This is a genomic window from Streptomyces lienomycini (genome assembly GCF_027947595.1).
Lineage (GTDB): Bacteria > Actinomycetota > Actinomycetes > Streptomycetales > Streptomycetaceae > Streptomyces > Streptomyces lienomycini.
In genome coordinates, this window is record NZ_CP116257.1 from 7776280 (window position 1) to 7797323 (window position 21044).

A 21044-nucleotide genomic window follows, 5' to 3' on the forward strand; every position below is an offset into this window, starting at 1 on the left:
ACCGTGACGCCGCTCATCTGGCGGATGCGTCCCCACCGCCGATCGGTGTATGCGGGGCGACTCGCACCAGACGGTGATCTTCCGGAATGTTCCACCCTTTCCGGGCTGTTCCCTCATCTTCCGTTGCGTTCCATCCTGTTGCGGAGCGTTCCATCGTGTTCCGTCGCCTTCCGGTCGGTCCTGCCGCCTTACGGTCGCTTCCGTCGCCTTCCGGTCGGTTCTCCCGCCTTCCCGTCGTACGGCATCTTGTGGACCTGCCGTACGGCGCGTGGGTCGTCAGTGCGATGATGAGCGCGCCATGACTGCCCCCCACCCGCCAACGGCGCGCTCCGGGAACGACCTCCGGATCCTGCGGGCCGCGGTGTTCGCCGCGGTCTGCGTCGTGCTGGCCGCGGCGGGGCACACCCTCGCTTCCTGCGCCACCGTCCCGCTGTGGTCGCTGGGCGCGGGATTCCTCGGGGCGGTCCTGGTCGCCGTGCCCCTCGCCGGACGCCGGCGTTCACTGCCCGGCATCGTGCTGCTGCTCACCGTCGGCCAGACCGCGCTGCACGCCCTGTTCGGACTGGGCCAGCACGGCGCCACCGCGGCCGCGGCACCCGGCACGGCCGTCGCAACTGGCGGCGGAGCGGGCGCGCTGTCCGACGCCTCCCTGGTCCAGCAGGCCGCACGGCTGGTCTGCGGCACCACCGCTGCGGCGATCAGCCCGGCCCGGGCCCAGCAGATCCTCACCGACGCGCGGATCGCTCCGGACGCCCACACCGGCGCCGTGCACCACCCCGCCGACGCGCTGACGACCGGCGGCGCTTCCGCCTCGCTGCTGCCGTCCCTGCCGATGCTGCTCGGTCACGTCCTCGCGGCCCTGGCCGCCGGCTGGCTGCTGCGCCGCGGGGACCTGGCCCTGGCCCGCCTCGTCGAACTGTCGGCGCACTCGGCCCACACGATGGCCGAAGCAGCCTTCGTACGCGCCCTGCGCGCCGCGTTCTCCCTGGTCCGCGCCCTGCACGCCGGGATCGCCGGCGCCCCCGGCACCGGCCCGCGTCCGCCGCACCCCACCCTGTCGGTGCCGCCACGCCCCCGTACCACCGCGCTCCAGCACACGGTCATCAGGCGCGGCCCGCCCGGCGGGACGTTCGCCCTCGCCGCCTGACACGACGCGATCACCACCCCCGCTTCGGGGAGGGGCCGCCGTCGTGCGGCACGCGCGCGTGCGCGCATTCCCTCCCGTCACTCGTCACCGGGTCGTCACCGGTGACCACTCGAAGCGGAGTACCCCTTCATGAAGGCTTCCCGTCTCGTCGCCGTCGGCGCCGTGTCCGGCATCGCCGTGCTCGCCCTGTCCGCCCCCGCCTTCGCGCACGTCAGCGTGCAGCCGGAGGGCGCGGCCGCCAAGGGCGGCTACGCGGTCGTCGACTTCAAGGTCCCCAACGAGCGCGACAACGCCTCCACCACCAAGCTGGAGGTCAACTTCCCCACCGACCACCCGCTGGCGTCCGTGATGCCGCAGCCGGTCCCCGGCTGGAAGGCCGAGGTCACCAAGGCCAAGCCGGCCAAGCCGCTGGAGTCGCACGGCAAGCAGATCACCGAGGTCGTCACCAAGGTGACCTGGACCGCCGACGACGGCAAGGGCGTCCTGCCCGGCTACTTCCAGAAGTTCCCGGTCTCCATCGGCGCGCTGCCCGAGGACGCCGACCAGCTGGCGTTCAAGGCGATCCAGACGTACTCCAACAAGGAGGTCGTGCGCTGGATCGAGGTGCCGCAGGAGGGCCAGGAGGAGCCCGACACCCCGGCGCCCGTGCTCAAGCTGTCCGCCGCCGAGGACGACGCCCACGGCGCCTCGGGCTCCTCGGACGCCAAGGCCGACGACACCGCGGCCGCCGCGCAGAACACCGCCGCCGACGCCTCCTCGTCGGACTCCGGCTCCGGCGACGGCAGTGACACCACCGCCCGGGTCCTCGGCATCGTCGGCATCGTCGTCGGTGCGGCAGGCGTCGGTTACGGCGTGCTGGCCGGCCGTCGGCGCGACTCCGGCGCCTCGGCGTAACAACGCCCGTGCCGGTGCGTCGGCGTGACCTCGCCGACGCATCCTCTCGTCCGGTGCGCGCCGGGTCCCTTCCGTCGGTCCGACGGACCCCGGCGCGCACCGGAGCACCTCACATCTGGGACATTTTTTCTATGCGCAAGAACACCTTCGCCGCGGCCGCCCTGCTCGCCGCCGCCTCCCTGGCCCTGTCCGCCTGCGGGAGCGGCGCCGACAACGACAAGCCCGTGACCGTGGTCTCCGAGGACAACAGCCAGCAGGCCGCCACCGTCCTCGACAAGCCCTTCGAGAAGCCCGACCTGGTCCTCACCGACACCCAGGGCAAGAAGTACGACCTCCGCGAGCAGACCGCCGGCCATCCCACCCTGATCTACTTCGGCTACACCCACTGCCCCGACGTCTGCCCCCTGACCATGAACAACATCGCCGTGGCCAAGAAGCAGCTCTCCCAGGCGGAGCAGGACGACCTGCGCGTCGTGTTCGTCAGCACGGATCCGGAGCGCGACACCCCGGCCGCGCTCGGCACGTGGCTCAAGGGCATCGATCCGCAGATCGTCGGCCTGACCGGCGACTTCGACACCATCCAGGCCGGCGCCCGCACCCTCGGCATCTCGATCGATCCGCCGACCAAGGACAAGAACGGCGAGATCGTCTCGACCCACGGCACCCAGGTCGTGGCCTTCTCCCCCAAGTCCGACGCGGGTTACGTCCTCTACGGCGACGACGCCACCGTCGACGACTACACCAAGGACCTGCCCAAGCTCCTCAAGGGACAGAACCCGTGAGGGGGCCCGTAAGGCGAACCGTGAGCCGCGGGCCCGCCCTCGCCGCCGTCGCGGTGATCGGCGCCCTGGTCCTCACGGGCTGTGGCGGCTCGGACTCCGACTCCCCCGCCTCCGGCGCCGAACTCTCGGTCGACGCCGCCTACATACCGCAGCCCGTCTCCGACTCGATGGCGGCCGGGTTCCTCACGATCACCAACGAGAGCGACGCGGCGGACGAACTGACCTCGGTCACCAGCGACGCCGGTGAGGTCACCGTGCACGAGACCGTCGACGGGACCATGAAGGAGGTCGACCGCCTCGAGGTCCCGGCCCACGGGCAACTCGTGTTCAAGAGCGGCGGAAACCACCTGATGTTCGAGAAGCTGAAGCAACAGCCGAAGCAGGGACAGTCGGTCACCGTCGAACTGCACTTCGCCCACTCCGATCCCGTCACGGTCGAGCTGCCGGTGAAGTCGGCCACCTACCGGCCCGCCGCCGGACACTCCGAGAACTCCGAGAACTCCGAACACTCCGGACACTGAGGGAGGGACCACCTTGACGCAGACCATCGCCCCGCGCGTCCGGACCCTGGTGCTGCTGCTTCTGGCCGCGGCCTGCGCACTGCTGGCCGGAGCCGGACCGGCCTCCGCGCACGCCGCGCTGACCGGCAGCGATCCCCAGCAGGGGGCGGTGGTCGACAAGGCTCCGGCCCAGGTGTCGCTCACCTTCTCCGAGTCGGTCTCCATGGACGACGACTCGCTGCGCGTCCTCGATCCCAAGGGCAAGCGGGTCGACGACGGCAAGCCGTCCGGCACGGGCGGCACGACGTACTCCGTGAAACTCCACGCCGGGCTGCCCGACGGCACGTACACGGTGACCTACCAGGTCGTGTCCGCCGACAGCCACCCCGTGGCCGGCGCCTACACCTTCTCCGTCGGCGCCCCGTCCGAGACCTCGGTCTCCGTCTCCGGACAGGGAGCGGGCGGCGGATTCGTCGGCGGGCTCTACGGCGTCGGGCGGTACGTGTCGTACGCCGGGTTCGCCGTCCTGGTGGGCGGCGCCGCCTTCGTGCTGGCCTGCTGGCCGCGCGGCTCCGGGGTCCGGGTGGTGCAGCGGTTCGTCGTCAGCGGCTGGCTCGCGCTGACCGCCGCCACCCTGCTGCTCCTCCTGCTGCGCGGCTCCTACACCGGGTCCGGGAAGGCCGCCGACGTCTTCGACCTGAGCCTGCTGGGCGAGGTCCTCCAGACCAAGGCGGGCGCCGCGCTCGTCTCCCGGCTGCTGCTGCTCGCGGCCGCCGCGCTGTTCATCGCCGTGCTCTTCGGCGCGTACGACAAACGGGAGGACGAGGAGAAGAAGGACCTCACCTTCAGGCTCGCGGTCGGCGGGGGCGTCGTCGCGGTGGGCCTCGCGGCGACCTGGGCGATGTCCGAGCACGCCTCCGTCGGTCTGCAGGCCGCACTGGCCATGCCGGTTGACGTCGTCCACCTGATCGCCGTCGCCACCTGGCTCGGCGGACTCACCGCCCTGCTCGTCGCCCTGTACCGCGCCCCGGCGGACACACCGCTCCCCGCCCGCGCCGTACGCCGGTTCTCCCGCGTCGCCTTCGGCAGCGTGATCGCGCTGGTGGCGACCGGCACCTACCAGTCCTGGCGCCAGCTCGGTTCCTGGACGGCCTTCACCGACACCCGGTACGGACAGCTGCTCCTCGTCAAGATCGCGCTCGTCGCGGTACTCGTCGGCGCCGCCTACTTCTCCCGGCGGTGGACGGCACAGCTGGCGGAGGCCGTGCCCGTCATCGCCCGGCAGCGGGGGAAGGAACGGGCGGGTACGGCCGGCGACCGCGGGAAGGCCGGGGCGGAGGCCTCGGAGCAGGACCGGGGCGGGAGGAAGGCTGCCCTGGCTTCGCAGGGGGGCGGCAAGGCTGCCGAGAAGGAGGCCGGGAAGGAAGGCGGACCGACAGCCGAGAAGATGTCCGGGAAGACGTCCGGGAAGTCGTCCGGAAAGACCGCGGGGAAGGGCGACGTCCCGGAGAAGGCGTCCGGCACGGCGAAGGGCTCGGGCGGATCCCAGCGCGCCGCCCAGCTGGCCAGGCAGCGCGCGGCCGTGGACGCGGCCCGGCAGAAACGGCAGCGGGACTCCGACCCCCACCGCTTCGGGCTGCGCCGCTCCGTGCTCGCCGAGGCAGGCGTCGCCGTCGTCCTGCTCGCCGTCACCACGGTCCTGACCCAGACCGAGCCGGGCCGCACCGAAGAGGAGGCCAAGGCCGCCGGCGCCTCCTCCACCGCCGCATCCACCCCCGGCACCGGGGCCGTCACACTGGACATGCCCTTCGACACCGGCGGGCAGAACGGCAAGGGCGTCGTCCGCGTCGAACTGGATCCCGCCCGGGTCGGCGCCAACGACCTGCACCTCTACGTCGAGCGCCCCGACGGGACCGCCTTCGACATCCCCGAGGTGAAGGTGGCCCTCACCCAGGAGGCCAAGGACATCGGGCCCCTGCCCGTCGCCCCCGACCACATCACCACCGGCCACTGGTCGGCGAGCGGAGTGCAGATCCCGATGGCCGGTGACTGGGAAGTCGCCGTGACCGTACGGACCTCCGACATCGACCAGGTCACCCTCTCCAAGAACGCGCAGATCGGCTGAACCGCACCATGGCTGACCAGTCCATCCCGGAGGCCCGGAACCCCGAGCCGACCCGCGGAACGCCCGCCGGACCCGGACCGCTCGACTCGGGCAACTCCAAAAACGCCGCGGGCTCCGGGGGCTCCGACAAGTCCGGGACCTCCAAGGACACGACCGCCCCCGGGGGCATCTCACGACGGCGGCTGCTCGGCACCGCAGGGGCCACCGGGCTCGTCCTCGGCGCCGCGGGTGCCGCCACGGGCTACACCGCCGCGCCGTCCTCCGCCGCCACCCCCCTCACCTCGCTCGGCAGCGAGCGAGCGATGTTTCACGGGAAACATCAGCCCGGCATCACCACCCCGATGCAGGCCCGCGGCCACCTCGTCGCCTTCGACCTCGCAGCGGGCGCCGGACGCAAAGAGGCCACCGCACTGCTGCGCCGCTGGTCCGACACGGCCCGGCGGCTGATGGCGGGCGAGCCTGCCGGAACCCGGGACACCGACGTGGCCCGGGACGCCGGGCCCTCCTCGCTGACCATCACCTTCGGATTCGGGCACAGCTTCTTCGGCCGGACCGGCCTGGACAAGCTACGCCCGGTCGCTCTCGACCCACTCCCCGACTTCTCCTCGGACCACCTCGACAAGAACCGCAGCAACGGCGACCTCTGGGTGCAGATCGGCGCCGACGACGCCCTGGTGGCCTTCCACGCCCTGCGCGCGATCCAGCAGGACGCCGGGGCGGCCGCCCGCGTCCGCTGGCAGATGAACGGCTTCAACCGTTCGCCGGGGGCCACCGACCACCCCATGACGGCCCGCAATCTCATGGGCCAGGTCGACGGCACCCGCAACCCGAAGCCCGCCGAGGCCGACTTCGACCAGCGGATCTTCGTCCCGGGGGAGCCGGGATCCGGGCAGGGAGGGTCCGGGAAGGAAGGGACCGGGAAGGACGGGACCGGGCCGGGTGGTCCGGCCTGGATGGCCAACGGCTCCTACGTCGTCGTACGCCGCATCCGCATGCTGCTCGACGACTGGGAGAGGCTGTCGCTCACGGCTCAGGAGGACGTCATCGGGCGCCGCAAGTCCGACGGGGCGCCGCTGTCCGGAGGAACAGGGGCCACCGAGACGACCGAGATGGACCTGGAGAAGACGGACGGGGCCGGGAAACTCGTCGTCCCGATCAACGCCCACGCGCGTATCACCCGCCCCGACCAGAACGGCGGCGCGGCCATGGTCCGCCGGCCCTTCTCCTACCACGACGGTTTCGACGCCGACGGCGTGCCGGACGCCGGGCTGCTCTTCATCTGCTGGCAGGCCGATCCGCTGCGGGGCTTCGTGCCCGTGCAGCGCAAGCTGGACCGGGGCGACGCGCTGTCGCGCTTCATCCGGCACGAGGCGAGCGGCCTGTTCGCGGTGCCGGGCGGGGCGGCGGACGGAGAGTACGTGGGGCAGCGGCTGCTGGAGGGGTGAACGGGCCGGTGAATCACCCCGGGGAGGGGCTGGTGCGAAACGCGTGAGCCGGGTCCCGCCGGGCCCATTAGGGTGAGGACATGCCAGCCAGTTACGCGTATCTCGGCCCTGAAGGCACCTTCACCGAAGTCGCCCTGCGCACACTTCCGGAGACGGCGACCCGGGAACTGGTCCCGTACGTGTCCGTCCAGTCCGCGCTCGACGCGGTGCGCACCGGCGAGGCCGAGGCCGCCTTCGTGCCGATCGAGAACTCCGTCGAGGGCGGCATCACCACCACCCTCGACGAGCTGGTCGCCGGCCAGCCGCTGATGATCTACCGCGAGGTGCTGCTGTCCATCACCTTCGCGCTGCTGGTCCGTCCCGGCACCAAGCTGTCGGACATCAAGACGGTCACCGCCCACCCGGCCGCCCAGCCCCAGGTCCGCAACTGGCTCAAGGCACACCTCCCGGACGTCGCCTGGGAGTCCGCCGCCTCCAACGCGGACGGCGCCCGTCTGGTGCAGGAAGGGCGGTACGACGCGGCCTTCGCCGGTGAGTTCGCCGCGGAGCGCTACGGCCTGGAGGTGCTGGAGGCCGACATCCACGACGCGGAGAACGCCCAGACGCGCTTCGTGCTGGTGGGCCGTCCCGCCCGGCCCGCCGCACCGACCGGTGCCGACAAGACGTCCGTCGTGCTCTGGCAGCGCGACGACCACCCCGGCGGCCTGCGCGACCTGCTGGGCGAGTTCGCCACCCGCGGTGTCAACCTGATGTTGCTCCAGTCCCGGCCCACGGGCGCCGGGATCGGCAACTACTGCTTCTGCATCGACGCCGAGGGCCACATCTCCGACCGCCGGGTGGCCGACGCGCTGATGGGTCTGAAGCGCTCCTGCCTGCAAGTGCGCTACCTCGGTTCGTATCCGCGCGCGGAGGTCGAGCCGACGGACGTGGACGCGCCGCGGCCGGGCACCTCCGACGAGGCGTTCGTGGCGGCGGCTGACTGGGTGGCACGCTGCCAGGACGGCCGGTTCTGACCGCCTTTCCTATCTGCCGATTTTCGTTGTCCACAGAAGTTATCCACAGGTCCCCTTCTCGACCTGGGGACAAGTCGACAACGAAGCGGCATTTGGTCGACAAATCCGCCTACGATCCCCTACTTCACCCACAGAGGGCCAGGTCACCCTTCGTCCACCTGTCTCTTGCACCCCATCCTCCAGAGTGACGCCAGGTGCCCCGTTTCCACTCGAAAGTGAGGGCATGGAGGGTTTGGGTGGCCCGCCTTCACGAATCGGGAATGATCACTTCCATGAATCCACAGATCTTTCGCACAGCCTGTGGATAACTTTTCCCGACTGTGGATCCCTGTGGACAGTCCCTCCTCAAGTCCCGCCCCGCACAAGGAAATCCGGTCAACCCGGCACCCGTACGGGACCTCGTTCCAGGGATGTCGCGCCTCCTTCTTGACCGGTCGGTCGAGGTACGGGCCCCGCGCCCGGCAATAGTGGGTCGAGACCCGACACCGCGCACCGGTAGCCTTGACCGCGTGATTGACCTTCGCCTGCTCCGTGAGGACCCCGACCGTGTGCGCGCGTCGCAGCGCGCCCGTGGAGAGGACGTCGCGCTCGTCGACTCCCTCCTGTCCGCCGACGAACGGCGCAGGTCGTCCGGCGTCCGCTTCGACGAGCTGCGCGCCGAGCAGAAGGGCCTCGGCAAGCTGATCGGCAAGGCCGCCGGAGACGAGAAGGCCGACCTGCTCAAGCGGGCCGAACAGCTCAAGACCGACGTCAAGGCCGCCGACGCCGAACGCGACGCGGCCGACGCCGAGACCCAGCAGCTGCTCCAGCGGCTCGGCAACCTCGTCCACCCCGACGTGCCCGTCGGCGGCGAGGAGGACTTCGTCACGCTGGAGACGCACGGCACGCACCGCGACTTCGCCGCCGAGGGCTTCGAGCCCCGCGACCACCTGGAGCTGGGCCAGCTGCTCGGCGCCATCGACGTCGAGCGCGGCGCCAAGGTCTCTGGCTCGCGCTTCTACTTCCTGACCGGTGTCGGCGCGCTCCTGGAGCTGGCCCTGGTCAACGCGGCGATCGCGCAGGCCACGGCGGCCGGCTTCACGCCGATGCTGACCCCGGCCCTGGTGCGCCCGCAGTCGATGGCCGGCACCGGCTTCCTCGGCCAGGCCGCCCAGGACGTCTACCACCTCGACAAGGACGACCTGTACCTCGTCGGCACGTCCGAGGTGCCGCTGGCCGCGTACCACATGGACGAGATCCTGGACGCCGGCAGCCTGCCGCTGCGCTACGCCGGATTCTCGCCCTGCTTCCGCCGAGAGGCGGGCTCGCACGGCAAGGACACCCGGGGCATCTTCCGCGTGCACCAGTTCGACAAGGTCGAGATGTTCTCCTACGTCCTCCCGGAGGACTCGCAGGCCGAGCACCAGCGCCTGCTGGAGTGGGAGAAGCAGTGGCTGACGTCGCTGGAGCTGCCGTTCCGGGTGATCGACGTGGCCTCGGCCGACCTGGGCTCCTCGGCCGCCCGCAAGTACGACTGCGAGGCCTGGATCCCGACCCAGGGCAAGTACCGCGAGCTGACCTCGACCTCGGACTGCACCGAGTTCCAGTCCCGCCGGCTGTCGATCCGGGTGCGCGAGGACAAGAAGGTGCGCCCGCTGGCCACGCTCAACGGCACACTGTGCGCCGTTCCGCGCACGATCGTCGCGATCCTGGAGAACCACCAGCAGGCCGACGGCTCGGTGCGGGTGCCCGAGGTGCTGCGCCCGTACCTGGGCGGCCGGGAGGTCCTGGAACCGGTGGCCAAGTGACTGACACCGGAGCAGCCGCCGTCTCCGACACCGGCCCCGCCGGGGGCTTCCCCTACCGGCTGATCGCGACCGACCTCGACGGCACGCTGCTGCGCGGCGACGACACGATCTCGCGACGCACCCGTGCCGCGCTCGCCGCGGCCACCGCTGCGGGCGCGGCCCACATCGTGGTCACCGGGCGGGCGGTTCCGTGGACCCGGCACATCCTGGACGACCTCGGGTACGACGGGCTGGCCGTCTGCGGTCAGGGCGCGCAGGTCTACCACGCCGGGGAACACCGGCTGCTGACCTCCGTGACGCTGGACCGGCAGCTGGCCGGGGTGGCGCTGGCCAAGATCGAGGCGGAGACCGGTCCCCTGTACCTCGCCGCCAGCCGGGACGGTCTGGACGGCGACGTGCTGGTGGGCCCGGGCTACGAGGTCGGGGGCGACCTCCCCGCGGTGCCCTTCACCGACGCGTCGGACCTGTGGTCGGCCCCACTGAACAAGATCTACATCCAGCATCCGACCCTGTCGGACGACGAGCTGGCCGAGGCGGCCCGGCGTACCGCGGGCGGCTTCGTCACGGTGACCATGGCCGGAGCGGGCATCGTCGAGCTGCTCCCCCTCGGCCTGTCCAAGGCGACCGGCCTGTCACTGGCGGCACGCCGGCTCGGCCTCAAGGCCGCGGACACGATCGCGTTCGGCGACATGCCCAACGACATCCCGATGTTCGGCTGGGCGGCCCGCGGCGTGGCGATGGCCAACGCCCACCAGGAGCTTAAGGCGGTCGCCGACGAGGTGACCTCCTCCAACGACGAGGACGGCATCGCGGTCGTGCTGGAACGCCTCTCCGCCTGACGCCCCGTCGCCTCGACCGGCCTCCGGTCCTGACGGCCGGGCGGACGTGCACATCGTCGGGCGGGCGGACACATCGCCGGGCGGGCGAGCACCTGGTCGGCCCGGCACCCGTTCCGGCACCGCAGACCGCATCCGGCCGGTCCCGCCCGAATCCGTCGCCGCGGTCGACGTCCGGTCCGCCTTGGCGGCCGTGGTCCCGGCGCACGGTCCGGACAGCGACGGCGTCCCCGTCGGTCGGCCCACGCGAGGCATCTCGCGTGCTCGAAGCGGCCGCCCGATGCGCCGGCGCCGCCCGGCCTCGTGCATCCCCCACATTGCCGCCGCAGGAAGCCGGACGCCACCGATTAAAAGCGGACGTACACCGCAGACCCGCCGTGCGGGCCCGCGCCACGTCAGTCCCGGCGCCACCTGCGCCGTCGGCGGCCCTTGCCGAAGAACCAGCCGGCGGGCGGCTCGTCGGAACGCCACGGCTGCGGTTCCGGCTTCTCCCGACGCCAGCGGGCGGTGAGCATCCGGGCGCGGGCCGAGGGCTCGGAAGCCCCGGCCTCCCGTATGAACTCCTCGTCCAGGACGAGGTCGTCCCAGGCGGTGTCCTCGGCACGGCTCTCCGGCTGTTCGCGCCCGTCCTGTCGAGGTGTGTGGCCCGCCATCCGATTCCTCCCAGCCGTGCCGTGGTATTCGTGCGTCCTTGTCCGTATATTTCCTGCGCCCAGTGTGCCCGGGCCGACGTGAAGGCCCCGTCAGTGCCCGGGCCCGATCACTCCTCCCCGGCCAGCGTCAGCGACCGCAGCTTCTGGCCCGCGTACCAGGTCGCGAGCACGGTCACCGCGGCGAGCAGCACGGTCGCGGTCGGCAGGCCGACGTCGGACGTCACCAGGTTTCCGTCGGCGACCTTCTGGGCCACCGCGAGCGACCACTGCTGGACGCTCAGCGTGCGGGCGCCCGGCACCAGGGAGCCGAAGAGGGCCTCCCAGACGAGCGCGTAGACGAGCCCGAAGACCACCGCGTGCCGGGAGACCGTACCCAGGAGCAGGAACAGCGCGGCGTAGGCGATCGAGGCGACCAGCGCGGCGATCGTGTAGGCCACGGCGACCTGCTGGCCGTTGCCGTTGAGGATCAGGCCGGCGAGCAGGGTGGGCACGGCGGAGAAGACCATCGTCACGGCTATGGCGACGATCAGCTTGGTGAAGATGATCGTCGGCCGCTTGATCGGCTTGGACAGCAGGTACACCACCGAGCCGTCGTCGATCTCGGGGCCGATCGCGCCGGTTCCGGCGATGACGCCGATGATCGGCACCATGGTGGCCAGGGCGAACCCGCCCAGCACGTCCGACGCGGTCTGGTCGTCGACTCCGGCGAGCGCCCGCACCGCGACGGCGATGACGAGCAGCAACAGGGGCAGTGCGCCCAGGATGAGGGCCCGGCGACGGCCGAGGAGAGCTCGGTAGGTGAGCCGGGCGACTGTGGGGTCGTACATTCTTCGGCCTCCTACGCCGCGACGAGATACGAGAAGACGGACTCGAGGGACTCGTCGGACGGCGAGACCGTGAGGAGCCGGATGCCGTGGTCGCGGGCGACCTTCGGCAGCAGGGCCGTGAACCGGCCGAAGTCGACCGCCTGGATGCGCAGGGCGCCCTCGACCAGGTCGACCTCGATGCCGGACGTCGACGGGTCGGCGATCAGCGCCGCCGCGAGGGCCCGGTCGTCGCTGGAACGCACCAGGTAGCGGTGCGGCCGGTCGGTCATCAGACGGCGGATCTTGCGGAAGTCGCCGCTGGCCGCGTGGCGTCCGGCGACGATGACCTCGATGTGCCAGGCGAGCTGTTCGACCTCTTCGAGGATGTGCGAGGAGAACAGCACGGTGCGGCCCTCGTCGCCCATGCGCCGCAGCAGGTCCATCAGCTGCATGCGCTGGCGCGGGTCCATACCGTTGAACGGCTCGTCGAGCAGGAGCAGCGACGGCTGGTGGACGAGGGCGGAGGCCATCTTCACGCGCTGGCGCATGCCCTTGGAGTACGTGGCGATCTTGCGGTCCTGGGCGTAGGCCATCTCCACGGTGGCCAGGGCCTCGTCAGCGGCCTTGGCGCCCAGGCCGTGCAGCTCGGCGTTGGCGAGGACGAACTCGCGGCCGGTGAGGAAGTCGTACATCGCCTCGCGCTCGGGGACGATGCCGATGTGCCGGTAGATGGCCTCGTTGCGCCAGACCGGCTGGCCGTCGAGGGTGACGCTGCCGGTGGAAGGGGCGAGGAAGCCGCCCATCATGTTGATGAGGGTGGACTTGCCCGCTCCGTTGGGGCCGAGCAGGCCGGTGACGCCGGGGCCGATCGTCATGGTGATGTCGTTGACTGCGACCACGTTGCCGAACCAGCGGGAGACGTGGTCGATGTTCAGCGTGGTCACAGTCCCACCTTCTTGTAGCGGCGCATCAGCAGGCCGTAGGCGCCGGCGATCAGGCCGAGGGTGACGAGGACGTAGAGAGCTCCCACACCGCTGCTCGGGCCGGCCCCTCCGGGGAAGGCCGAGGTGGCGCCCAGGAACGCCGATGACACTCCGTCGATCAGGGTGATCGGCGAGAACAGGCCGATCCATGCGACGGCCCCGGAGCTGCTCTGGACGTCCGCGATGGCCTGGAGCGTGGAGACCGCGCCGTAGGTGATGGTGAGGACGGCGATGACGGCCGCGATGCCGAAGCCGCGACGCGGGGTGACCGAGGCGACCACGAGACCGAGGCCGGCGAAGAGCAACGAGAGCAGTGCCACGGAGACGAGTCCCTGTGCGAACCCCTTGGTCTGGTCCGCGAAGTCGAGCTTGGCGAGCAGCGCGCCCACATAGAGCACCAGCAGAGGGGCGGCGGTCAGGACGAACAGGGCCGAGGCCAGCGACGCGTACTTGGCGCGGACGTAGTCGGAGGTCTCGATCGGCCGCGAGAAGTACAGCGGCACGGTCTTGAAGCGCAGGTCGCGCGAGACGGACTGCGGTGCCTGGGAGGCGACGTAGAGGCTGATGACGGCCTGGAGGACGATCGCGTAGCGCGTGTAGTCCACGGGCAGGTCGTTGGCCTTGGTGGCGACGGCGACGGCGACCATGATGGCCGCCGGCAGGCACATCACCACGAACAGCAGCATCGGCAGCACCTTGGACTTGGCCGAGCGGCCGAGGCCGTAGGCGCCGCGCAGGGACTGCGAGTACAGCGAGCGACGGGCGTAGGCGCGGCCGAGGCGGGGGCCGTCGTAGCTGCGGTAGCCGATGTTGTGGATGCGGGTCTGGTCACCCGTCACCGTGGCTGTGGGGTGCTCAGCTGCCATGGCCGACCGCCTCCTTCCGTTCTGCGTCGCTGTCGGTGAAGACCTCCGAGATGTGGTGCCTCCGCTGCTCCATGCGGACCAGGCCGAGGCCGAGGTCGGCTATGACGTCGCGGACCAGGTCGTAGGTCTCCTCGCCCGACGCGGTGAGCAGCAGGACGTGGCCGGCGCCGGGCAGGCCGCTGCCGTCCTGGACGGTCACCCCGCGCGCGTCGAGCGCGTCGCGGACCGCGCGGGTGCCGTCGGGGTGTTCGTCGGTGTCGGTGACCTCGATCGCGAGGGTCGTGGTGCTCTGGGTGAAGTCCGTGGTGGAGCTGGAGCGCAGCAGCTTGCCGCCGTCCACGACGACGACGTGGTCGCAGGTGCGTTCCAGCTCGCCCAGCAGGTGGGAGGTGACCAGGACGGAGATGCCGAAGTCCGTGTGGATGCGCCGGATGAGACCGAGCATCTCGTCGCGGCCGACCGGGTCGAGGCCGTTGGTCGGCTCGTCGAGGAAGACCAGCTGGGGATCGTGCACGAGGGCCTGTGCGAGCTTCACGCGCTGCTTCATGCCGGTCGAGTAGCCGCCTATGGGCCGATAGCGCTCCTCGTACAGGCCGACGTGGCGCAGGGTGTCGGCCGTGCGTTCGCGGGCGGCGGTGGGCGGCAGGCCGGACATGCGCGCCATGTGGACGACGAACTCGGTGGCCGAGACGTCGGGTGGCAGGCAGTCGTGCTCCGGCATGTAGCCGACCCGCTCGCGGATGTCGGCGCCCTTGGTGGCGACATCGAGTCCGAGCACTTCGGCTCGGCCCTCGGTGGCGGGAGACAGACCCAGCAGGATCTTGATCAGGGTGGACTTGCCGGCGCCGTTGGCACCGACGAGTCCGGTCACACCCGGCCCGACGTCCACGGACAGCCGGTCGAGCGCGGTCACCCGGGGGAACCGCTTGCTCAGGCTTTCGGTCGCGATCACAGTCACATCGACGACAGTAGTGACGAGCGCCACTGCGGTCGTCAGACCGTAGAGCCGTCCTGGCGTCAGACTCGAGTAGTACGGGCCCGTAGGGGATGCCGTACCTGAGAGCCACGGCACGCCCTCCTCGGGCCCGCTCCCCGCCCTATTGACGATCGGTCTAACAGCTGGGAGATTCGGCGGCGTCGGGTGACGAGCGAGTAGCACGGCCGGTGCGAACGGCACCGGGACAGGTGGATCAGGCACGGGACCGGGTGGACGACGAACCGCCGCACGTGCGGCGCTGGGCGGAGGATCGATGACGATGCCGGACGGCGCGCGGGAGCGCCGGGTACGCACGGGCGGGGTCGAGCTGTGCGTGGTGGAGATGGGCGATCCGCGACAGCCCACGGTCGTCCTGGTGCACGGCTACCCGGACAGCAAGGAGGTCTGGTCCGAGATCGCCGCCCGTCTCGTCGGCCGCTTCCACGTGGTCCTCTACGACGTCCGCGGCCACGGCCGGTCCACCGCGCCGCGTCCGCTGCGCGGCGGGTTCACGCTGAAGAAGCTGACGGACGACTTCCTGGCCGTGGCCGACGCGGTCAGCCCGGACCGCCCCGTCCACCTGGTGGGTCACGACTGGGGGTCGGTGCAGTCCTGGGAGTTCGTCACGGTCAGGCGCACCGAAGGCCGCATCGCCTCCTTCACCTCGATGTCCGGTCCGTCCCTCGACCATTTCGGGCACTGGATCAACAGGCGTCTCAGGCGGCCCACCCCGCGTCGGGTGGGGCAGGTCCTCGGCCAGGGCGCCAAGTCCTGGTACGTCTACCTGCTGCACACCCCCGTCCTGCCCGAGCTGGCCTGGCGCGGCCCCCTCGGCAAGCGCTGGCCGGGCATCCTGGAGCGGGTCGAGAAGGTGCCCGGCGGTGACTACCCGACCGCGTCCCTGCCGACGGACGCGGCGAACGGGGCGTGGCTGTACCGCGACAACGTCCGGCCCCGGCTGCGCCGACCGCGCGACGACGCCTACGCCCACGCTCCCGTGCAGCTCATCACGCCTCTGGGGGACGCCTTCCTGTCGGAGCGGCTCTACGACGGGCTGGAGCTCTGGGCGCCGCGGCTGACCCGGCGCACGCTGCCCGCGGGGCACTGGGTGCCGCGCACCCGGCCGGATCGGCTGGCCGACTGGATCACGGAGTTCGTCACCGCCACCGAGGAGGGGCGGTCCGAAGCCCCGGCAAGCGGGAGGCACGCCGACCGTTTCGGCGGGCAGTTGGTCCTGGTCACCGGCGCGGGCAGCGGCATCGGGAGGGCGACGGCGCTCGCGTTCGCCGAGGCCGGGGCACGTGTGGTGGTCGTCGACCGGGACACCGAGGCCGCCGGCCGCACCGTAGAGCTGGCCCGGCTGATCGGGGCGCGGAACGCGTGGGCGGAGACGGTGGACGTCGCCGACGAGCCGGCCATGGAGAAGCTCGCGGCCAAGGTCGCCGCCGAGTACGGCGTGGTGGACGTGCTCGTCAACAACGCCGGGATCGGCCTGTCGGGCTCCTTCTTCGACACCACTCCGGAGGACTGGAGGAAGGTCCTCGACGTCAATCTGTGGGGTGTGATCCACGGCTGCCGCCTGTTCGGCCGGCAGATGGCCGAGCGCGGGCAGGGCGGTCACATCGTCAACACGGCTTCGGCGGCGGCCTTCCAGCCCTCCAGGGCGCTGCCCGCCTATGGCACCTCCAAGGCGGCCGTGCTGATGCTGAGCGAGTGCCTGCGCGCCGAACTGGCCGAGCAGGGGATCGGTGTCACGGCGGTCTGCCCGGGCCTCGTCAATACCGGCATCACGTCCACGGCGCACTTCGCGGGTGTCGGAGCCGACGAGGAGAAGCGCCGGCAGCAGCGCGCCTCCCGGCTGTACGGGCTGCGCAACTACCCGCCGGAAAAGGTGGCCGATGCCGTCCTCGACGCGGTCGTGCGCAACCGGGCCGTGGTCCCGGTGACGCCGGAGGCGCGCGGCGCCCACCTCCTGTCCCGGGTGGCACCAGGGATGCTGAGGCGCCTCGCTCGTGTGAGGCCGCCTCTGTAGTTTCCACAGGAAGCACCGGCCGGCCTGTGGATAAGCGGCCCCGACTGTGGATCAAACCCTGCCCGTAAAACCCATCGCGTGACGTGGGTCTCACTAGGCAGGCTGGTGTCATGCAACGGGAACACACCGACGACGGACACGACGACCGCATCGACGACAGACGCACGGTCCGGGTCTCCAGGTACTTGTCGAAGCACCTGCGCCACCAGCCGGAGAGGATCGGGCTCACGCTCGACGAGGGCGGCTGGGTCGAGATCGACACGCTGATCGCGGCCGGGGCCGCTCACGGCTTCCGCTTCACCCGGGAAGAACTCGACCATGTGGTCGCCACCAACGACAAACGGCGCTTCGCCGTCGAGGGCACCCGTGTCCGCGCCAACCAGGGCCACAGCGTCGACGTGGACCTCGGACTGCCGGCGGCCACCCCGCCGCCGTACCTCTACCACGGGACCGTGGCCCGGCATCTGGAGGCGATCCGCGCCGAGGGACTGCGGCCGATGAACCGGCACGACGTGCACCTTTCGGCCGACCGTGAGACCGCGACCCGGGTCGGTGCCCGTCGCGGCCGCCCGGTCGTGCTCTCGGTGGACGCCGCCGCCATGCACCACGACGGCCATGTCTTCCACATCAGCGCGAACGGGGTATGGCTCACGAAGAGCGTGCCGGCACGCCATCTGCGTTTTCCCGCTCCGCACTGAACCAGCATGATCGAAGGCATGGAGCACCTGCCCACCACCCAGGCCGCCGTCACCGCCCTCCGCGCCATCGCCGAGGAGTACGCGCTGGAGATCGAGGTCCACGACGACATCGGCGCCGACCAGACCTCGCGCCGCAGCGCCGCGGGGGTGGGCGTGACCACCGACGCCGACGGCTCCCTCCCGCACGAGGCGTTCGTCGAGTTCGGGGGTGTCCCCCGGGTGAGCGTCCGGCTCTTCCCCGAGGGCGACGCCCTGATCACCGTCGAGAACGTGGAGTGCCCCGACATCCCACGCGACGACGTCCCCGCGTTCCTGCGCTCCGTCTTCGACGACCGCGCCTTCGTCAAGGGGCGCCGCTTTCCACCCGGCCACCACCTGATCGTGCCCCTGCCCGGTGACCGCGCCCACCGGGAGTACGTGCCCCTGATCTTCCTCAGTCCGTGGCTGAGCAGCCGCGTACGGTGACGGCGAGCGCTGTTTCACGTGAAACCGGAAGCCTCCGCATAGGCTCGGAGACATGAGTCTGCGCCTGAGTACCGTGATCCTTCCGTACCGCCGCTGGCACGAAGGCGGCCGTTCGACGTGGACGCGGGCCGAGCAGCTCGGCTTCCACACCGCGTACACCTACGACCACCTGTCCTGGCGGAGTTTCCGGGACGGCCCATGGTTCGGCGCCGTGCCGACACTCACCGCCGCGGCGGCCGTCACCGAGCGGTTGCGTCTGGGCACCCTGGTCACCTCGCCGAACTTCCGGCACCCGGTGACACTCGCCAAGGAGCTGATCTCCCTCGACGACGTCTCCGGCGGCCGGATCACGCTCGGCATAGGAGCGGGCGGTACCGGATTCGACGCCACGGCACTGGGCCAGGAGCCGTGGACGCCGCGCGAGCGGGCCGACAGGTTCGGCGAGTTCGTGCCGCTGCTCGACCGGCTGCTGACGGAGGACGCCGTGTCGTACGAGGGCGACTTCTACTCGGCACACGAGGCACGCAACATCCCGGGCTGCGTACAGCGGCCCCGGCTGCCCTTCGCGGTGGCCGCGACCGGCCCCCGGGGCCTGCGGCTCGCCGCGCGGCACGGGCAGGCGTGGGTGACCACCGGGGACCCGAAGCTGTTCGAGAGCGGCACCCCCGAGCAGTCGGAACGGGCGTTGCGGGACCAGGCCGACCGGCTGGCCGACGCCTGCGCCGCGATCGGCCGCGAGGTGAGTGAGCTGGACAGAATCCTGCTCACCGGCTTCACGCCGGAGCGCAGTCGCCCGCTGGAGTCCGTGGACGCGTTCGTGGACTTCGCCGGCCGGCATCGGGACCTCGGCTTCACCGAGCTCGTCGTCCACTGGCCGATCGCCGATTCGGACTTCGCCGCCGACGAGAAGCTCTTCGAGCGGATCGCCATGGAGGCACCGGCACAGCTGGGGGAATGAGAGCGGGGAACCGACAGTCTGGAACGGATGCCGAAAATGAGAGCCGTAGCTCACACATGTGCGGACCGCCGCACGAACGTGCACGCATATGCATGACAATGGCTGGGTGACCTCAGCGACCCGACAGTCCGAGCCCCCGGCCGCCGCCACCCGCCCGCGGCTCATCGCCACCGACCTCGACGGCACCCTGCTGCGGGACGACAAGTCGGTCTCCCCACGCACGGTCGCCGCGCTGGCCGCCGCGGAGCAGGCCGGCATCGAGGTCTTCTTCGTCACCGGCCGGCCCGCCCGCTGGATGGACGTCGTCAGTGCGCACGTTCACGGTCACGGCCTCGCCATCTGCGGCAACGGCGCCGCGGTGGTCGACCTCCACGGAGGCCCGGGCGCACACCGGTTCGTGAAGGTCCGCGAGCTCCCCCGGGAGAACGCGCTGGACGCCGTACGACTGCTGCGGGAGGCGGCGCCCGGCACGGTGTACGCGGTGGAGCAGACGTACGGCTTCCACCAGGAACCGGCGTACCCGAAGCTGCACGTGGAGGTCCCCGACGATCTCCTGCCCGCCGAGGAGATCCTGGCCCCGGGCGGTCGCGCCGCCGCCGAGCCGGTCCTCAAGATCCTGGCCTTCCACCCGGAGCTGGATCCGGACGGCTTCCTCACCCTGGCCCGCCTCGCTATCGGCGACCGCGCCAACGTCACCCGGTCCAGCCCGAGCGCTCTGCTGGAGATCAGCGGGCCGGACGTGTCCAAGGCCAGCACGCTCGCCCTGTGCTGCGCCGAGCGCGGTATCTCGCACGAGGAGGTCGTCGCCTTCGGTGACATGCCGAACGATGTCGAGATGCTCACCTGGGCGGGGCGGTCGTACGCCATGGGCAACGCTCACCCGGACGTGATCGCCGCGGCCTCGGGGCGGACGGTCGCCAACAACGACGACGGAGTGGCGGTCGTGATCGAGCGGGTGCTGGCGGACCTGCGCTGACCTGCCCCCAGCCGCGGCACACCCGGTGCCGTCACAACGGCACCCCGCGCCGCGACAGCCAGGGCACCGGGTCCAGTGCCGAGCCCATCTCGGGTGTGACCCGTACCTCGAAGTGCAGATGGGGGCCGGTGGAGTTGCCGGTGGTGCCGGACTGACCGATCCACTGCCCGGGGCCCACCCGGTCGCCCTGGTCGACGGCGACAGCGGCGAGATGGGCGTACTGCGTGTAGTAACCGTCCGCGTGCTGAACGACGACCTGGATACCGAAGGCCCCACCGCAGGTCACCTTCAGGACGCGGCCCGTGCCGACCGCGCGCACCGGTGTCCCGACCGGAACCGCGAAGTCCTGGCCGGTGTGCCGGTTCGCCCATCGCGACCCTCCGCTGCCGAAGGACGCCGACAGTTCGTAGGTCTCCACCGGCGCCACCCAGGACGGGCCGGCGCGCTCTTCGGGCTGGTCCAGCCGGACCGCGCCGGGGCAGGACCCGGCCGTGACGGAGGCATCCGCCTGTCCCTGCAGCCGTGAACGCGCCGACCCCAGCTTGGCCTCGATCTCCTTCTTCAGCTTCACCAGGTCGGCGTTGCGTTTGTCCAGCGCCTGCCAGGCCGCCTGTGCCTTGGCCTCGTCGGCGGCGAGCCGCTTCTCCGCCCGCAGGCTCTTGCCGACGGCGGTGCTGACGGTCAGGTTCGCGCGGGAGACGGCCCGTTGACCGCGCATCAGCTCATCGGGATCGTCGGCGAGGAGCATCCGCGCGGTGAACGGAAGTCCGCCGGCGCCACGGTACTGGGCGCGTGCGATGCGGCCCAGATCCTCGTGCATGGCGTCGATCTCCTGCCGCTGCCCGTCCAGCAGTCGCTCGTACTCCAGCGCCTTCGACCGCTGGACCTCGGCCTCCCGCCGTCCGTCCTCGTACTGGCGGGTGGCCTTCGCCGCGTCCTCGTACAGTCGCGCCACCTGCGGGCCGAGGGCGGTACCGGATCCGCCGTCCCCCTCCACGCCGTCGGTGGGGCGGGCCGCGAGCACGGCCAGTGCGCACAGCAGCCCCGGAACGAGCAGCGGATGTCGGCGAGATGAGCGCATGTCAGCGATCGTGGACCCGCG

The 21044-nt window shown here is 71.3% G+C and carries 20 protein-coding genes; 14 read left to right on the plus strand and 6 right to left on the minus strand.

What is annotated here, in order from left to right:
• Positions 1-298: 298 nt before the first annotated feature.
• From BJ961_RS35540 to BJ961_RS35580, 9 genes are all read left to right on the plus strand, one after another.
• On the plus strand, positions 299-1147 hold the full coding sequence (locus BJ961_RS35540; protein WP_271416854.1) for a hypothetical protein: 849 nt from the start codon (positions 299-301) through the stop codon (positions 1145-1147).
• Between the two features lie 129 nt (positions 1148-1276).
• On the plus strand, positions 1277-2041 hold the full coding sequence (locus BJ961_RS35545; RefSeq protein ID WP_271416855.1) for a YcnI family copper-binding membrane protein: 765 nt from the start codon (positions 1277-1279) through the stop codon (positions 2039-2041).
• Between the two features lie 131 nt (positions 2042-2172).
• The gene (locus BJ961_RS35550) at positions 2173-2823 is read left to right on the plus strand and encodes an SCO family protein (RefSeq protein WP_271416856.1); all 651 of its coding nucleotides are present in this window, start codon (positions 2173-2175) and stop codon (positions 2821-2823) included.
• Positions 2824-2843: 20 nt separating this feature from the next.
• Positions 2844-3344 carry a copper chaperone PCu(A)C gene (locus BJ961_RS35555; protein WP_271416857.1) on the plus strand — a complete coding sequence of 167 codons (501 nt, stop codon included), beginning with the start codon at positions 2844-2846 and terminating at the stop codon, positions 3342-3344.
• A 13-nt stretch (positions 3345-3357) separates the two neighbouring features.
• Entirely contained in the window at positions 3358-5448 is a 2091-nt protein-coding gene (locus BJ961_RS35560) for a copper resistance CopC/CopD family protein (RefSeq protein WP_271416858.1), read from the plus strand.
• An 8-nt stretch (positions 5449-5456) separates the two neighbouring features.
• A complete protein-coding gene (efeB, locus tag BJ961_RS35565; protein WP_271416859.1) occupies positions 5457-6893 on the plus strand; it encodes an iron uptake transporter deferrochelatase/peroxidase subunit in 1437 nt (478 codons plus the stop codon).
• An 80-nt stretch (positions 6894-6973) separates the two neighbouring features.
• Positions 6974-7906 (plus strand): prephenate dehydratase, encoded by a 933-nt coding sequence (pheA, locus tag BJ961_RS35570; RefSeq protein ID WP_271416860.1) that lies wholly within the window; start codon positions 6974-6976, stop codon positions 7904-7906.
• A 509-nt stretch (positions 7907-8415) separates the two neighbouring features.
• The gene (serS, locus tag BJ961_RS35575) at positions 8416-9693 is read left to right on the plus strand and encodes a serine--tRNA ligase (protein ID WP_271416861.1); all 1278 of its coding nucleotides are present in this window, start codon (positions 8416-8418) and stop codon (positions 9691-9693) included.
• Positions 9690-10532, plus strand: a complete 843-nt coding sequence (locus BJ961_RS35580; RefSeq protein ID WP_271416862.1) for an HAD family hydrolase — start codon at positions 9690-9692, stop codon at positions 10530-10532. The genes serS and BJ961_RS35580 overlap by 4 nt, the downstream gene beginning before the upstream one ends.
• A gap of 392 nt (positions 10533-10924) precedes the next feature.
• Here the strand turns inward: BJ961_RS35580 and BJ961_RS35585 are convergent, their stop codons facing one another.
• The 5 genes from BJ961_RS35585 to BJ961_RS35605 all read right to left on the minus strand — a co-directional run bounded on the left by BJ961_RS35585 (position 10925) and on the right by BJ961_RS35605 (position 14789).
• Positions 10925-11182 carry an SGM_3592 family protein gene (locus tag BJ961_RS35585; RefSeq protein WP_271416863.1) on the minus strand — a complete coding sequence of 86 codons (258 nt, stop codon included), beginning with the start codon at positions 11180-11182 and terminating at the stop codon, positions 10925-10927.
• Between the two features lie 107 nt (positions 11183-11289).
• Positions 11290-12009, minus strand: a complete 720-nt coding sequence (locus BJ961_RS35590; protein ID WP_271416864.1) for an ABC transporter permease — start codon at positions 12007-12009, stop codon at positions 11290-11292.
• Positions 12010-12020: 11 nt separating this feature from the next.
• A complete protein-coding gene (locus BJ961_RS35595) occupies positions 12021-12932 on the minus strand; it encodes an ABC transporter ATP-binding protein (protein WP_271416865.1) in 912 nt (303 codons plus the stop codon).
• Entirely contained in the window at positions 12929-13837 is a 909-nt protein-coding gene (locus tag BJ961_RS35600; RefSeq protein ID WP_271416866.1) for an ABC transporter permease, read from the minus strand. Before BJ961_RS35600 ends, BJ961_RS35595 begins: the two co-directional genes overlap by 4 nt.
• Positions 13827-14789 (minus strand): ABC transporter ATP-binding protein, encoded by a 963-nt coding sequence (locus BJ961_RS35605; RefSeq protein WP_271417271.1) that lies wholly within the window; start codon positions 14787-14789, stop codon positions 13827-13829. The genes BJ961_RS35600 and BJ961_RS35605 overlap by 11 nt, the downstream gene beginning before the upstream one ends.
• A gap of 298 nt (positions 14790-15087) precedes the next feature.
• On the opposite strand from BJ961_RS35605, the gene BJ961_RS35610 reads away from it, so the two are divergent.
• From BJ961_RS35610 to BJ961_RS35630, 5 genes are all read left to right on the plus strand, one after another.
• Positions 15088-16845, plus strand: coding sequence for an SDR family oxidoreductase (locus tag BJ961_RS35610; protein WP_271416867.1), 1758 nt, complete (start codon positions 15088-15090; stop codon positions 16843-16845).
• Between the two features lie 149 nt (positions 16846-16994).
• Positions 16995-17543 (plus strand): RNA 2'-phosphotransferase, encoded by a 549-nt coding sequence (locus tag BJ961_RS35615; RefSeq protein ID WP_271417272.1) that lies wholly within the window; start codon positions 16995-16997, stop codon positions 17541-17543.
• 6 nt (positions 17544-17549) lie between these two features.
• Positions 17550-18008 (plus strand): hypothetical protein, encoded by a 459-nt coding sequence (locus tag BJ961_RS35620; RefSeq protein ID WP_271416868.1) that lies wholly within the window; start codon positions 17550-17552, stop codon positions 18006-18008.
• Between the two features lie 52 nt (positions 18009-18060).
• The gene (locus tag BJ961_RS35625; RefSeq protein WP_271416869.1) at positions 18061-18966 is read left to right on the plus strand and encodes an LLM class flavin-dependent oxidoreductase; all 906 of its coding nucleotides are present in this window, start codon (positions 18061-18063) and stop codon (positions 18964-18966) included.
• Positions 18967-19054: 88 nt separating this feature from the next.
• A complete protein-coding gene (locus tag BJ961_RS35630; RefSeq protein ID WP_271416870.1) occupies positions 19055-19942 on the plus strand; it encodes an HAD family hydrolase in 888 nt (295 codons plus the stop codon).
• A 31-nt stretch (positions 19943-19973) separates the two neighbouring features.
• Here BJ961_RS35630 and BJ961_RS35635 read toward each other — a convergent pair whose 3' ends face one another.
• A complete protein-coding gene (locus BJ961_RS35635; protein ID WP_271416871.1) occupies positions 19974-21023 on the minus strand; it encodes a M23 family metallopeptidase in 1050 nt (349 codons plus the stop codon).
• Positions 21024-21044 lie beyond the last annotated feature (21 nt).

Coding starts and splice junctions, on each gene's coding strand:
- pheA (WP_271416860.1), top strand. CDS start 6,974: ATGCCAGCCAGTTACGCGTATCTCGGCCCTGAAGGCACCTTCACCGAA.
- BJ961_RS35635 (WP_271416871.1), bottom strand. CDS start 21,023: ATGCGCTCATCTCGCCGACATCCGCTGCTCGTTCCGGGGCTGCTGTGC.
- BJ961_RS35625 (WP_271416869.1), top strand. CDS start 18,061: ATGAGTCTGCGCCTGAGTACCGTGATCCTTCCGTACCGCCGCTGGCAC.
- BJ961_RS35545 (WP_271416855.1), top strand. CDS start 1,277: ATGAAGGCTTCCCGTCTCGTCGCCGTCGGCGCCGTGTCCGGCATCGCC.
- BJ961_RS35620 (WP_271416868.1), top strand. CDS start 17,550: ATGATCGAAGGCATGGAGCACCTGCCCACCACCCAGGCCGCCGTCACC.
- BJ961_RS35550 (WP_271416856.1), top strand. CDS start 2,173: ATGCGCAAGAACACCTTCGCCGCGGCCGCCCTGCTCGCCGCCGCCTCC.
- BJ961_RS35540 (WP_271416854.1), top strand. CDS start 299: ATGACTGCCCCCCACCCGCCAACGGCGCGCTCCGGGAACGACCTCCGG.
- BJ961_RS35630 (WP_271416870.1), top strand. CDS start 19,055: ATGCATGACAATGGCTGGGTGACCTCAGCGACCCGACAGTCCGAGCCC.
- BJ961_RS35600 (WP_271416866.1), bottom strand. CDS start 13,837: ATGGCAGCTGAGCACCCCACAGCCACGGTGACGGGTGACCAGACCCGC.
- BJ961_RS35585 (WP_271416863.1), bottom strand. CDS start 11,182: ATGGCGGGCCACACACCTCGACAGGACGGGCGCGAACAGCCGGAGAGC.
- BJ961_RS35590 (WP_271416864.1), bottom strand. CDS start 12,009: ATGTACGACCCCACAGTCGCCCGGCTCACCTACCGAGCTCTCCTCGGC.
- efeB (WP_271416859.1), top strand. CDS start 5,457: ATGGCTGACCAGTCCATCCCGGAGGCCCGGAACCCCGAGCCGACCCGC.
- BJ961_RS35610 (WP_271416867.1), top strand. CDS start 15,088: ATGACGATGCCGGACGGCGCGCGGGAGCGCCGGGTACGCACGGGCGGG.